This is a genomic window from Bradyrhizobium sp. HKCCYLS3013, assembly GCF_051167615.1.
In the GTDB taxonomy this organism is placed as follows: Bacteria; Pseudomonadota; Alphaproteobacteria; order Rhizobiales; family Xanthobacteraceae; genus Bradyrhizobium.
In genome coordinates this window covers 519,539-531,951 of the sequence record NZ_JBNPTK010000002.1, presented here as the reverse complement: position 1 = coordinate 531,951, position 12,413 = coordinate 519,539, and the positions used below count along the sequence as shown (strand labels likewise).

Sequence of the window (12,413 nt, the reverse complement as noted above, 5' to 3'; positions counted from 1 at the left end):
TCGTCGCGTTGCAGCCGTGATGCGCGCGGCGGCACTGCGCTATCTCCGGCGCTGCCGGAGATAGCCAAGCGCATCGCCCGATGGTTATGCTTGGGCCAGTCCGCATCGCGGCAAACAACGACAAAAAAGCCAAGCTCGGGGAAATGCCATGGACTGGTCGACCTATGTGACGCCGCCGATGCGGCGCGAAGCCCGTTTTGGCGATCGCGTGGTGCCGCTGTTCACGGAGCGGCCGGCGAACATCTGGGCCATGGTCGAGGAGGCCGCGGCGCGCAACGGCGACGGCGAGGCGCTGGTCTGCGGGGCCGTGCGGCTGTCATGGCGCGAGGTCGCCGAGGCCGCCGCGCGGATCGCCGGCGGGCTGCAGGCGAGGGGCCTGCGCCAGGGCGATCGGCTGGCGCTGCTGCTCGGCAACCGCATCGAGTTCGTGCTCACGCTGTTCGCTGCCGCCAAGCTCGGGCTGATCACGGTGCTGCTGTCGACGCGGCAGCAGACCCCGGAAATCGCCTATGTGCTGAAGGATTGCGGCGCCAAGCTGCTGCTGCACGAGGCGGCACTGGCGGACCGGTTGCCGGCTGCTGCAGAGACGCCGGAGCTGGCGGGGCGCATTGCCGTCGATGATCGTCCAGCGCGATCGGATTTTGCAGCGCTGGCCGATCATGCCGCGCACGAGGCTCGGGTCGAGGTGGCGGAAGAGGACACCGCGATGATCCTCTACACCTCCGGAACCACCGGTCGGCCGAAAGGCGCGATGCTCGCCCATTGCAACATCATCCACTCCTCGATGATCTACGAGGCCTGCCTGGGGCTGACGCCAGCCGACCGCTCGATCGCCGCGGTGCCGCTCGGCCATGTCACCGGCGTCGTCGCCAACATCACCAGCATGGCGCGCTGCGCCGGCACCTTGATCATCATGCCGGAGTTCAAGGCCGGCGAGTATCTGAAGCTCGCCGCGCGCGAGCGCGTGACCTACACGGTCATGGTCCCGGCGATGTACAATCTCTGCCTGCTGCAGCGCGACTTCGACAGCCACGATCTCTCGTCGTGGCGGATCGGCGGCTTCGGCGGCGCGCCGATGCCGGTCGCGACCATCGAGCGGCTGGCCGCCAAGATCCCGGGTCTGCGGCTGGTCAATGCCTATGGCTCGACCGAGACCACCTCGCCGGCAACGTTGATGCCCTCGGATCTGACCGCGCGCCATATCGACAGCGTCGGGCTGCCGTGTCCAGGGGCCAGCATCCTGGTCATGGACGGGGAGGGGCGGGAACTGCCGCGCGGCGAGATCGGGGAGATCTGGATCGGCGGCGGCCAGGTCATCAGGGGCTACTGGAACAATCCCAAGGCCACGGCCGAGAGCTTCACCGCCGGCTATTGGCATTCCGGCGATCTCGGCTCCGTCGACGCCGACAATTTCGTCCGGGTGTTCGACCGGCAGAAGGACATGATCAACCGCGGCGGTCTGAAGATCTACTCGGCCGAGGTCGAATCGGTGCTGGCGAGCCATCCGGCGGTGGTCGAGAGCGCGATCGTCGCCCGGCCATGTCCCGTGCTCGGCGAGCGCGTGCATGCGGTGGTCGTGACCCGCGAGCCGATCAGCGCCGAGGCGCTGCGCAGCTGGTGTGCCGAGCGGGTCTCGGATTACAAGGTTCCGGAAACCCTGACCGTGACCGCGGACCCCCTGCCGCGCAACGCCAACGGCAAGGTGATGAAACGGCAGTTGCGCGAAGCCTTGACGGCGTGATAGCCGCGTTCGGACCCTGTGGCAGAACCGGGGAGTAACGCCTTGATTCGGCTGGACTCGCCTTGCCACCGCCATGCCGATGCGGTATCGGCGCCGGCGCGTGGGCAACGGGCCGCTCGCGCGGCCCTTCGAAGCCATGCGCGCGCGTTCGCAGCGAACCTGACTGGATGTCCTTAGGTGTCTGATTTTATTGATGAAGTAGACGAGGAGGTCCGCCGGGAACAGCTCAAGAAGCTGTGGGACCGCTACTCGATCTTGATCATCGCCCTGGCCGTGCTGATCATCGCCGGCGTTGGCGGCTGGCGCGGCTACCAATACCTGGAAGGCCAGAAGGCGGCCGAGGCGGGCTCGGCCTTCAACAAGGCCCTCGAGCTCTCCGAGCAGAACAAGCATGCCGAGGCGGAAAAGGCCTTTGCGGATGTCGCGGCCACGGCCCCATCGGGATACCGCACGCTGGCCCGCTTCCATCAGGCCGCAGAGGCCGCCATGCGCGACAAGGCGGCGGCCGTGAAGCTCTATGACGAGCTTGCTGCCGACCGCAGCATCGGGGCCGAGCAGCAGTCGATGGCGCGGCTGCGCGCGGCAGGCCTGCTGGCCGATACGGCACCTTACGCGGACCTCAAGCAGCGCCTCGAAGGCGAAACGGCGCCTGGTGCGCCGTTCCGCCACGCGGCCCGCGAATTGCTGGCGCTGTCGGCGTGGAAGGCCAACGATGCCGCCGCGACGCGTCAATGGCTCGACATGATTGCGCTGGATGGTGAGACCCCGCCGGGCCTGCGCTCGCGCGCCGAAGCGCTGCAGGCGCTGTTGCCTGCAGTCGCCAAGAGCTGATCGCGGATCGCGCGACGGCGAAACCGAGTTGATTGGAACGACGATCATGCGCCGCGCCCAACGTGCCATTGCCCTCACGGTCCTCATTGCGCTTTCCGGCGTGCTGGGCGGCTGCGCGAGCGGGGGAAGCTTCGACCCCTCGGACATGCTCGACTTCCTCGACACCAAGAAGAAGCTGCCGGGCGACCGCAAGCCGGTGTTCCCGGAGGGCGTGCCGGGTCTCGAGCAGGGCGTGCCGAAGGAGCTCTACAAGGGCGCGCAGCAGCAGCCGATGACCGATCCAGGCGCCCAGGAGGCGATGCCGGCGCCCCCGGCCGAGGAGCCCAAGGGCAAGAAGGGCGCCAAGGGCCGGCAGCAGGCCGCCGTGAGCAACCCGACCACGGCCGATCCGCAGGACGGCGAGGCCGCTGCGGTCGAGCAGGGCGCCGCCGGCGTTCCGCCGGCGCCGAAGCCGAAGAAGATCGTGCGCCGCCGCACCACCGCACCGCCGGCGGATGACACGGCCCCGGCGCAGCCGCCGGCCGCCCAGAGCTCGGGCGGCGGCTTCCCGGCGCCGATGCCGAGCGGCTCCTTCAGCCGTTAATCTCAGTCGCGAATCGACTGATCGCCCGTTCGGTTTTGCGGCCGAATGCGCTAAAGCTGCGCGCTCACGCGCACGGATCATCATGCCTTTCACCATCGCCATCATCGGCCGGCCCAATGTCGGCAAGTCGACCCTGTTCAACCGTCTGGTCGGGCAGAAGCTGGCGCTCGTCGACGACATGCCGGGGGTCACGCGCGACCGCCGCGAGGGCGAAGCGAAGCTCGGCGATCTCCATTTCACGATCATCGACACGGCCGGCCTCGACGAGGGCCCGAAGGGCTCGCTGACCGCGCGCATGCAGGAGCAGACCGAGACCGCGATCGCGCTCGCCGATGCGCTGTTCTTCGTCATCGATGCCCGCATCGGCCTGACGCCCGCCGACCGCGCCTTCGCCGATTTCGCCCGCCGCGCCGACAAGCCGGTGCTGCTGCTCGCCAACAAGAGCGAGGGCAAGCATGGCGAGCTCGGCGCCATGGAGTCGTATGCGCTCGGTCTCGGCGATCCCATCCAGATCTCGGCCGAGCACGGCGAGGGCATGGGCGAGCTCTACGACGCCGTTAGCAAGCTCGTGCCGCCCACGGACGACGAGGACGACGAGCGCGAGGAGACCGACGAGGAGCGTGCCGCACGTCCGATCCGCGTCGCGATCGTCGGCCGTCCCAATGCCGGCAAGTCGACGCTGATCAATCATCTGCTCGGCGAGGAGCGGCTGCTGACCAGCCCCGAGGCCGGCACGACGCGCGATTCGATCGCGGTCGAGATCGAATGGAAGGGCCGCGGCTTCCGCATCTACGACACCGCAGGCCTGCGCCGGCGCTCGCGCATCGAGGAGAAGCTCGAGAAGCTGTCGGTGGCGGATGCGCTGCGCGCCGTGCGCTTCGCCGAGGTGGTCGTGCTGATGATGGATGCGCAGAACCGCTTCGAGGAGCAGGATCTGCGCATCGCCGATCTGATCGAGCGCGAGGGTCGCGCGCTCGTCATCGCGGTCAACAAATGGGACCTGATGGAGGCCAAGCCGGGCCAGATCTCGATGCTGCGCCGCGATGCCGACCACTGGCTGCCGCAGGTCGCGGGCGCGCCGATCGTGGCGGTGTCGGGCCTGATGGGCGAGGGCATCGACCGGCTGATGCAGGCGATCGTCGAAGCCTACGCGGTCTGGAACCGGCGCGTGCCGACCGCGGCGCTGAACCGCTGGTTCGAGGGGGCGATCGCCGACAATCCGCCGCCGGCGGTGTCGGGCCGCCGGCTCAAGCTGAACTACATCACCCAGACAAAGGCGCGGCCGCCGAGCTTCGTGCTGTTCTGCTCGCGCGCCGACGCGATCCCGCAATCGTACTTGCGGTATCTCACCAACTCGATGCGCGAGACCTTCGAGCTGCCGGGCACGCCGGTGCGCATCACCCTGCGCGAGAAGGCCAACCCGTTCGCGCACAAGCGCAAGCGGCCGAACTGATCGGTCGCGGTAGCGGAAGCGGTCCGGCCATGGAAGCAAGCCCGCCGAGCGTCGCGACCGAAAATGCGCCGGCCCCGCGCCGCGGCGCGGTCGCCTTCATCTTCGTCACCATCCTGCTCGACATGCTCGCGCTCGGGCTGATCATGCCGATCCTGCCGAAGCTGATCGAGAGCTTCGTCGGCAACGACACCGCGCAGGCGGCACGCATCTTCGGGCTGTTTGGCACCGCGTGGGCGCTGATGCAGTTCGTGTTTTCGCCGGTGCTCGGCAGCCTGTCCGACCGCTTCGGCCGGCGGCCGGTGATTCTGCTGTCGAACTTTGGCCTCGCCGCCGACTATGTGCTGATGGCGCTGGCGCCGTCGCTCGCCTGGCTGTTCGTCGGGCGGCTGATCTCCGGCGTCACCTCGGCCAGCATCTCCACTGCCTTCGCCTATATCGCCGACCTGACGCCGCCGGACCGCCGCGCCGCGATCTTCGGCCGCATCGGCGCGGCGTTCGGCGCGGGCTTCGTGCTCGGGCCTGCCACCGGCGGGCTGTTGGGCGACATCGATCCGCGGCTGCCGTTCTGGGCGGCCGCGGGGCTCAGCTTCGCCAACGCGCTCTACGGCTTACTGGTGCTGCCGGAGTCGCTGAGGCCGGAGCGGCGCAGTCCATTCCGGTGGCGAACGGCCAATCCGCTCGGGGCGCTGCGGCTGCTGGCATCGGACCGCATCCTGGCCGGACTGTCGACCGTGAACTTCATCACCCAGCTCGCCCATGTCGTGCTGCCGTCGACCTTCGTACTGTACGCGACCTATCGCTACGGCTGGGACACGCGCACCGTCGGCCTCACATTGGCGATGGTCGGCGTCTGCGCGATGATCGTGCAGGGCGGCGCGGTCGGGCTGATCGTGCGCGTGTTCGGCGAGCGCGGCGCGCTGATGCTGGGGCTATCCGCGGGGCTGGTCGGCTTCTTCATTTTCGGCGTGGCGCCGACCGGACCGCTGAGCTGGCTGGGCATTCCCGTGATGGCGCTGTGGGGCGTCTCGGGCGCGGCGCTGCAGGCGCTGATGACCCGGCTGGTGGCGCCGGACAAGCAGGGCCAGCTCCAGGGCGCGACATCGAGCGTGCAGAGCGTGGCCCAGCTCACGGGGCCGTTCCTGTTCACGCTGAGCTTCGCCTATTTCATCGGGGCCACTGCGCCCGTGCATCTGCCCGGCGCGCCGTTCCTGCTGGCCTCGGGGCTGATGATCGTCGCGATCGTGATCGCGCTGCGGACGCTCGCAAAAGCGAAGGCCGCCTCCTGACATCATCCCGATGCGCGCGACGGCGCATCGGAAATGGGCGTGAGTCCGGACTGATGCTGGCGCGCCAGCCCGGACCGATGCGGGACGATTACTTCTTCACCAGCGGGCACTCGCTGGCCTCGAGCGGCTTGGCGGCGTCCTCGGCCGGGATCGTCGCGATCAGCTTGTAGTAGTCCCACGGATATTTGGACTCTTCCGGCTTCTTGACCTCGAACAGATAGGCCGGGATCAGGCGGCGTCCGTCGGCGCGCAGCGGGCCCTTGCCGAACAGCGGATCGTCGGTCGGGATCTCCTTCATCTTGGCCACGACCTTGGCGCCGTCATGCGGATTGCCGCCCATCGCGTCCAGCGCCTTGAGGTAATGCAGCGTGCCGGCATAGACGCCGGCGACCGTCATCGACGGCATCGTGCCCTTTGGCGACACCTTCTGGAAACGCTTGGACCATTCGCGGGTCTTGTCGTTGAGATCCCAGTAGAACGACTCGGTGAAGGTCAGGCCCTGCGCCACCTTCAGGCCCAGCGCATGCACGTCGTTGACGAACAGCAGCAGCGCGGCGAGCTTCTGGCCACCCTGGACGATGCCGAATTCGGCGGCCTGCTTGATCGCGTTGGTGGTGTCGCCGCCGGCATTGGCAAGGCCGATGACCTTGGCCTTGGACGACTGCGCCTGCAGCAGGAAGGAGGAGAAGTCGGCGGTGTTGAGCGGGTGCTTGACGGAGCCGAGCACCTTGCCGCCATTGGCGGTGACGACCGCCGAGGTGTCGCGCTCCAGCGCATGGCCGAACGCGTAGTCGGCGGTGAGGAAGAACCAGCTGTCGCCGCCGGCCTTGGTCAGCGCCTTGCCGGTGCCGTTCGCCAGCATGTAGGTGTCGTAGGTGTAGGAGATGGTGTTGGCGTTGCAGGCCTTGCCGGTGAGGTCGGCGCTCGCGCCGCCGGAGTTGATCAGGACCGAGTTCTTCTCCTTGACCAGATTGGAGATGGCCAGAGCAACGCCGGAATTCGGCGTGTCCATGATCACGTCGACCTTCTGGGTGTCGATCCACTGCCGGCCGATATTGACGCCGATGTCGGGCTTGTTCTGGTGGTCGCCGCTGATGACCTCGATGGTCCAGCCCTTGGCCTTCATGCCGGAATCTTCGACCGCCATGTTGACGGCTGCGACCGAGTTCGGTCCGCCGATGTCGGCATAGAGGCTGGACATGTCGTTGAGCACGCCGATCTTGACGACCTTGTCGTCCGCGAAGGCGGAGCCGGCAAAGCTGAGCGTGGTGGCGGCAAGCAGCGCGGCCATCCGCCGCGCCTGAGACGTCGTCATCAAAGTCCTCCCTGGTGTCGTGTCACGGCGGGGCTTCTTGGGCGCCCCTTGCCGTCTGTCTCCCTGGATAGCCGGTCTTGTGAGTTGCGGCAATGTGCCAAAAGGCGCGAGGCGCGCCCAAGGTTTGTGCGTTTCGCTTGAGCGTTAACGCTGGGCGTACAGGCCCTGCAAGAATACCGTTGCTCATCACGAGGCCCGTGACCGACGCCTTCCACGATCAGGTCATGCTCGGCTGAGCACGGCGCGGTAGCTCATGAGGGCTCGACGATGGGCGTCGAGCCGCGGGCCTTTCTGGTCTTGTCGCCGACCGGCGAGGGGGCTGCGGGCGGCCGCAGGAAGCGCGTCAGCATGATGCGCAGATGTGCGGTGCTCTTCTTGATGTCGACGTTCGGATTCCGGATCGGCAGCGCGCGTGCGCCGTCGACGATCGCGAACAGAATATTGGCGGTCGATTCGGGATCAAGGCGGGGATCGACGTCGCCGCGCCGCTGCGCCTTGATGAGAAAATCGACCAGCAGCGCCCGCATCGCGCGCGCATGGGCGTGGACGATGGCGGCAAAATCGGCATTGCGGCAGGCCTCGGCCAACGCCTCGGCGCTGAGGACCTGGGCCTGCGGCTGATGAATGCTGGTGCTCTCGAGCTCCTGCACCAGGGCGTCGATCACGTCGGGTGAGGCCAGGATCGCCTGGAGGCGCGCTGCGGCGTGGCTCAGGTTCTGGTCGACCAGCGCCTGGATCATCGCCTCCTTGCTGGGGAAGTAGTGGTAGAGGTGGCCTGGGCTGATCTTGGCGGCGGCGCAGATGTCGGTGGTGCTGGCGCCGTGAAAACCGTTCCGGACGAAGCACGACAACGCCGCCTGGAGAATCTCCCGGCGCTTCTGCTCGTGCTTGACCGGATCGACCTTTCTCATCACGCGTCTCTCATCACACGTCCTGTCGGGCCAACTCTCGCCACATTCGCGGGTTTCCGCCAACTGCTTGTAATATAAAATAATATTTCGCGCCGCTCTAATCTAGAGAATTTGATCTAGTTTAGTTGGACAAGCGTTTCGGCTTGTGAGACTTAATTAGAGTGAGCTATCTATCAATGGGTCTCGCCGGTAAGATGCGCCTCGCCCCGCTGAAGTCGACGGCCCTGATTTCCCTGGCGCTGGCAACGGCCGGCTGCGCCACCGCTCCGCTGGAGCGGGCCGGCTCGCTCAAGAATTACGATCGTCTCGCCGACGCCAATGGCCTGGTGACGCGCGCGCAGATCAAGGCGAACAAGAAGGAGCTGCTCGAGGCCAGGACGATCCGGATCGAGCCGACCGCGTTTCCGCCGCGTCCCGACATCGCCTTCGACGAGAACGAGCGCAAGCTGGTCGCCAACGCCATCAGCCGGGAAATGTGCCTGCGGCTCAGCGAGCGCTTCCGCATCGTTGCGCTCGGCGAGGAGGCGGATCTGACGATCAAGGCGACCGTCACCCACGCCACGGCGACCAACGCGACCGCCTCGGCCGCCTCGCAGGCGGCGTCGATCGCCAAGAGCGTCGCGCTGCCGGGCGTCCCGGTGCCGGTGCCACGGTTGCCGGTCGGGCTCGGCACGCTGTCCGTCGAGGCCGAGGCGCGCGATTTCGCCGGCTTCCAGAAGGCCGCGATGGTGTGGGCGCGCGGCGCCTCCTCGGTGTCGACCGCCCGCATGGCCAATGACGGCGACGCCTACGACCTCGCTTCGGAGTTCGGCGCCGATTTCGCCAGGCTGGTATCGACCGGCGAGTCGCCGTTCTCCGGCGTCCCGTCGCTGGCCTCGCTGCCTTCGGTGTCGAGCGTGCCCGCCAAGCTCGGCGGCGCTCCCAAATATGCCGCATGTGAGCAGTACGGACGCTTCCCCGGCCTGAAGGGCTTCGTCGGTGCCGGTCTGGGCCTGCCGCCGGGCTGGACCGACAAGGGGGCCGACGAGGTCAAGCCCGGCGTGCCGCCGCCGGCGCCGGAGATCGCAAGCGTGGAGCAGCAAGCGTCGCGATGAAGTCTGCCGCCTCCTTCCGCGCGATGGTTCCGCGTATCCTGCTCGCATGCGCCGCGTCGCTGCTGCTGGCGGCGTGCGCAGCCGTCATGCCGCGCAACGCGCTGCCGGAAGCGGCTGCCGTCAGCGCCGACCCGGTCGGCTTCCGCAACGTGCGCTACTGGGGTGACGAGCCGGCGCCGCGCTTTGCCGAGGCCGCGATGTCGCGCGCCTCGGCCGAAATCCCGATCTCGCGTCCGCTGAATTTCCTCGCGATCTCCGGTGGCGCCGAGAACGGCGCATTCGGCGCCGGGCTGCTGGCCGGCTGGGGCGAGTCCGGCAACCGGCCGTCGTTCGACATGGTGACGGGCGTCAGCTCCGGCGCGCTGATCGCGCCGTTCGTCTTCCTGGGGCGCGAGCACGATGACAAGCTGCGCGAGATCTTCACCGCCTATGAGCGCAAGGACATCTTCACGGTCAACATTCCCGGCCTGCTGCAGGGCTCGGCGCTGGCCGACAACACGCCGTTGTCGCGGCTGATCGAGAAATATGTCGATCGCGAGTTCCTGCGCGATGTCGCGCGCGAGAGCAGCAAGGGCAGGGTGCTGCTGGTCGGCACCACCAATCTCGACGCGCAGCGGCCGGTGCTGTGGGACATGGGCCGCATCGCGGCCGCCGACACGCCCGAGGCGATCGCGCTGTTCCGCCAGGTGCTGCTGGCGTCCGCGACCGTGCCGGGCGCTTTCGCCCCGGTTCGCATCAAGGTGCGGATCGGCGACAAGGACTACGACGAGCTGCATGTCGATGGCGGCGTCACCCGGCAGGTCTTCATCGGCCCGTCGGTGCTGCGTCTCGTCTCCGGCCGCGGCCCGCGCTGGAGCGTGAGCGGCGCGCATCTCTACGTCATCCGCAACGCCCGCATCGATCCGCAATGGGACAGCGTCGGCGCCGACGTGCTCTCGGTGACGCAGCGCTCGCTGTCGACCCTGATCAAGAACCAGGGCATCGGCGACATCTACCGCATCTACTCGGTGGCGAGGTTCAACGGCATCGACTTCAACTTGGCCAGCGTGCCAGCCGATTTCCAGGCCAAGGCCGACGGCCCGTTCGATCGCACCTACATGACCGCGCTGTTCGATCGCGGCTTCGACATGGGCCGTCGGGGCTATCCCTGGGTGAAGAGCCTGCCCGGGCTGCAATCCAACGAGCATGGCATCACGGCGCAGGGGACCACGCGCACCATGGCAGCGGCCGCGCGATGAGCTTCCGCCGGACCTGCTTGCGATTGACGCGGCCCATGCCCTGGCGTTCAGTGCTCGGGAGCGCGGCGCTGTTGACGTCCGTGCTGCTCGGCGGCTGCGCGACCTCGGGCACGACGCCATCATCCGACACGGCGCAGTACGGCAACACGTACAACTATCTCCCGGTGAACGACGTGCCGCATCACGAGCAGCGTCCGGTGCTGTCGGTGGAGCAGCAGGAAAAGCTGCGCAAGGAGCTGACGGCGGTGCGCGATCGTCAGGTGCCTGCCGCGGCGAAGCCCGTCCCCGCGAAGCCCGCTGCCGCAAAGCCTGCGGCGGCGAGTCCTGCTCCGAAATAGCTGCCGACGCAGATCGGCTCACAAGTGGTCGGGGCACGAACGGGTTGACGCGTCGTGCGTGAGAGGCGTGGTGCCGACCACGTCCGCCGCTGTCGTCCCGGCGAACGCCGGGACGGATACCGCGTGATGCGTGTTGGGTAAGACGGTCTGCGTCGTCATCGTCGCCCACCACGACCGCCGGTGGCTATCGGTCCGGCGTTCGCCGTACGGTGAGGGGAGCAACGATCTCACGCCGGCGGCTGAAAGCTCTTCAGCGTGCGGGTCTTGTACTCGTACAGCTTGCCGGTCTCGGTCCAGGACGGCAGGCACATCGGCACGATGAAGTCGGCGACCTGCTCGGGCGTCTCGAGCGTCATCGGGTCTTCACCGGGGAAGACCGTGGCGCGCATGCGGGTGCGGATCGGGCCCGGGCGCAAAGCCTGCGGCGGCGAGTCCTGCTCCGAAATAGCTGCCGACGCAGATCGGCTCACAAGTGGTCGGGGCACGAACGGGTTGACGCGTCGTGCGTGAGAGGCGTGGTGCCGACCACGTCCGCCGCTGTCGTCCCGGCGAACGCCGGGACGGATACCGCGTGATGCGTGTTGGGAAAGACAGTCTGCGTCGTCATCGTCGCCCACCACGACCGCCGGTGGCTATCGGTCCGGCGTTCGCCGTACGGTGAGGGGAGCAACGATCTCACGCCGGCGGCTGAAAGCTCTTCAGCGTGCGGGTCTTGTACTCGTACAGCTTGCCGGTCTCGGTCCAGGACGGCAGGCACATCGGCACGATGAAGTCGGCGACCTGCTCGGGCGTCTCGAGCGTCATCGGGTCTTCACCGGGGAAGACCGTGGCGCGCATGCGGGTGCGGATCGGGCCCGGGCTGAACAGGTTGACGCGCAGCGGCGTGCGCTCGGTCTCGTGCGCCCACACCCGCGCCAGCGTCTCCAGCGCGGCCTTGGTGACGGCGTAGGGGCCGAGATAGGCCTGGGCCTTGTGGGCGGCGCCTGAGGTGAGGAACACGGCGCGGCCGGCGTCGGAGGCCTTCAGCAGCGGCTCCATGCAGCGGATCAGCTGGAAGTTGGCTGAGAGGTTGACGGCGACGACGTCGTTCCACGGCTTCAGGTCGATATGGCCGAGCGGCGAGGACGGGCCGGGCACGGCGGCATTGCCGACGAGGATGTCTAGCTTGCCATGGCGCTCATGCAGCGCGGCGCCAAGACGGGCGATGCCGTCGCTGTCGGTCATGCTGAGCGGCACCAGGGTGGCGCCGTTGCCGGTCTCTTTCCGGATCTCGTCGTCGAGCTCCTCCAGCCCGCCCTGGGTGCGGGCGACGGCGACGACATGCGCGCCGGCGCGCGCCAGCGCGCGGGCGGTCGCATGGCCGATGCCGCGCGAGGCGCCGGTGACGAGGGCAATCCGGTTGGCGAGGGGAAGGGTGGTCATGGCCGCTATTCTCTCAGACGTCGTCCGGGCCAGGCGCACGATTGCGCGCCCGGAGCCGGGACCCGTACTCCTCGGCGGTTATGAGGGAGTTGGACCGTCGTGGCTAGTCCTAGCCGCCCAACGATCGCTGGTGGCTATGGTCCTGGCATTCGCAGAGACGACGGGCAACCGCGCATCGCCCCGGAACGACGGCGTGTGGAA

Annotated in this window: 11 protein-coding genes and 1 pseudogene; 8 read left to right on the top strand and 4 right to left on the bottom strand. The window is 67.9% G+C overall.

Features of this window, described 5'->3' with window-relative positions; genetic code table 11:
* Positions 1-148: 148 nt before the first annotated feature.
* The 5 genes from ACQR1F_RS06580 to ACQR1F_RS06560 all read left to right on the top strand — a co-directional run bounded on the left by ACQR1F_RS06580 (position 149) and on the right by ACQR1F_RS06560 (position 5,894).
* Positions 149-1,741: a class I adenylate-forming enzyme family protein gene (locus ACQR1F_RS06580; RefSeq protein WP_316180974.1), complete on the top strand. Its 1,593-nt coding sequence runs from the start codon at positions 149-151 to the stop codon at positions 1,739-1,741.
* A 177-nt stretch (positions 1,742-1,918) separates the two neighbouring features.
* Complete coding sequence (locus ACQR1F_RS06575) at positions 1,919-2,572, top strand: tetratricopeptide repeat protein (RefSeq protein WP_316180972.1); 654 nt, start codon at positions 1,919-1,921, stop codon at positions 2,570-2,572.
* A 46-nt stretch (positions 2,573-2,618) separates the two neighbouring features.
* The gene (locus tag ACQR1F_RS06570) at positions 2,619-3,155 is read left to right on the top strand and encodes a hypothetical protein (protein ID WP_315800335.1); all 537 of its coding nucleotides are present in this window, start codon (positions 2,619-2,621) and stop codon (positions 3,153-3,155) included.
* 82 nt (positions 3,156-3,237) lie between these two features.
* A complete protein-coding gene (gene der, locus ACQR1F_RS06565) occupies positions 3,238-4,608 on the top strand; it encodes a ribosome biogenesis GTPase Der (RefSeq protein WP_316215618.1) in 1,371 nt (456 codons plus the stop codon).
* Positions 4,609-4,637: 29 nt separating this feature from the next.
* Positions 4,638-5,894 (top strand): TCR/Tet family MFS transporter, encoded by a 1,257-nt coding sequence (locus ACQR1F_RS06560; RefSeq protein ID WP_434912703.1) that lies wholly within the window; start codon positions 4,638-4,640, stop codon positions 5,892-5,894.
* An 88-nt stretch (positions 5,895-5,982) separates the two neighbouring features.
* Here the strand turns inward: ACQR1F_RS06560 and ACQR1F_RS06555 are convergent, their stop codons facing one another.
* Together ACQR1F_RS06555 and ACQR1F_RS06550 are read right to left on the bottom strand one after the other, a co-directional pair.
* Positions 5,983-7,209 carry an ABC transporter substrate-binding protein gene (locus tag ACQR1F_RS06555; RefSeq protein WP_315800332.1) on the bottom strand — a complete coding sequence of 409 codons (1,227 nt, stop codon included), beginning with the start codon at positions 7,207-7,209 and terminating at the stop codon, positions 5,983-5,985.
* A gap of 251 nt (positions 7,210-7,460) precedes the next feature.
* Positions 7,461-8,120: a TetR/AcrR family transcriptional regulator gene (locus ACQR1F_RS06550; RefSeq protein WP_316180966.1), complete on the bottom strand. Its 660-nt coding sequence runs from the start codon at positions 8,118-8,120 to the stop codon at positions 7,461-7,463.
* A 161-nt stretch (positions 8,121-8,281) separates the two neighbouring features.
* Here ACQR1F_RS06550 and ACQR1F_RS06545 point away from each other — a divergent pair, with 161 nt between their 5' ends.
* From ACQR1F_RS06545 to ACQR1F_RS06535, 3 genes are read left to right on the top strand one after another with little or no spacing between them, the layout of a single operon-like run.
* Complete coding sequence (locus ACQR1F_RS06545) at positions 8,282-9,214, top strand: DUF3313 family protein (protein ID WP_315800330.1); 933 nt, start codon at positions 8,282-8,284, stop codon at positions 9,212-9,214.
* Positions 9,211-10,452 (top strand): patatin-like phospholipase family protein, encoded by a 1,242-nt coding sequence (locus tag ACQR1F_RS06540; protein ID WP_434912702.1) that lies wholly within the window; start codon positions 9,211-9,213, stop codon positions 10,450-10,452. Before ACQR1F_RS06545 ends, ACQR1F_RS06540 begins: the two co-directional genes overlap by 4 nt.
* Positions 10,453-10,487: 35 nt before the next feature.
* Entirely contained in the window at positions 10,488-10,790 is a 303-nt protein-coding gene (locus tag ACQR1F_RS06535) for a hypothetical protein (protein WP_434912701.1), read from the top strand.
* 227 nt (positions 10,791-11,017) lie between these two features.
* On the opposite strand, the pseudogene ACQR1F_RS06530 reads toward ACQR1F_RS06535, so the two are convergent.
* Positions 11,018-11,200: pseudogene (locus tag ACQR1F_RS06530) on the bottom strand (SDR family NAD(P)-dependent oxidoreductase); the annotation flags it as partial.
* Between the two features lie 265 nt (positions 11,201-11,465).
* Positions 11,466-12,212, bottom strand: coding sequence for an SDR family NAD(P)-dependent oxidoreductase (locus ACQR1F_RS06525; protein ID WP_316180961.1), 747 nt, complete (start codon positions 12,210-12,212; stop codon positions 11,466-11,468).
* Positions 12,213-12,413: the final 201 nt, after the last annotated feature.

Bases quoted from the DNA above. Each gene is read 5' to 3' on its own strand.
- ACQR1F_RS06580 (WP_316180974.1), top strand. From the start codon at position 149: ATGGACTGGTCGACCTATGTGACGCCGCCGATGCGGCGCGAAGCCCGT.
- ACQR1F_RS06525 (WP_316180961.1), bottom strand. From the start codon at position 12,212: ATGACCACCCTTCCCCTCGCCAACCGGATTGCCCTCGTCACCGGCGCC.
- ACQR1F_RS06560 (WP_434912703.1), top strand. From the start codon at position 4,638: ATGGAAGCAAGCCCGCCGAGCGTCGCGACCGAAAATGCGCCGGCCCCG.
- ACQR1F_RS06535 (WP_434912701.1), top strand. From the start codon at position 10,488: ATGCCCTGGCGTTCAGTGCTCGGGAGCGCGGCGCTGTTGACGTCCGTG.
- der (WP_316215618.1), top strand. From the start codon at position 3,238: ATGCCTTTCACCATCGCCATCATCGGCCGGCCCAATGTCGGCAAGTCG.
- ACQR1F_RS06555 (WP_315800332.1), bottom strand. From the start codon at position 7,209: ATGACGACGTCTCAGGCGCGGCGGATGGCCGCGCTGCTTGCCGCCACC.
- ACQR1F_RS06570 (WP_315800335.1), top strand. From the start codon at position 2,619: ATGCGCCGCGCCCAACGTGCCATTGCCCTCACGGTCCTCATTGCGCTT.
- ACQR1F_RS06550 (WP_316180966.1), bottom strand. From the start codon at position 8,120: ATGAGAAAGGTCGATCCGGTCAAGCACGAGCAGAAGCGCCGGGAGATT.
- ACQR1F_RS06540 (WP_434912702.1), top strand. From the start codon at position 9,211: ATGAAGTCTGCCGCCTCCTTCCGCGCGATGGTTCCGCGTATCCTGCTC.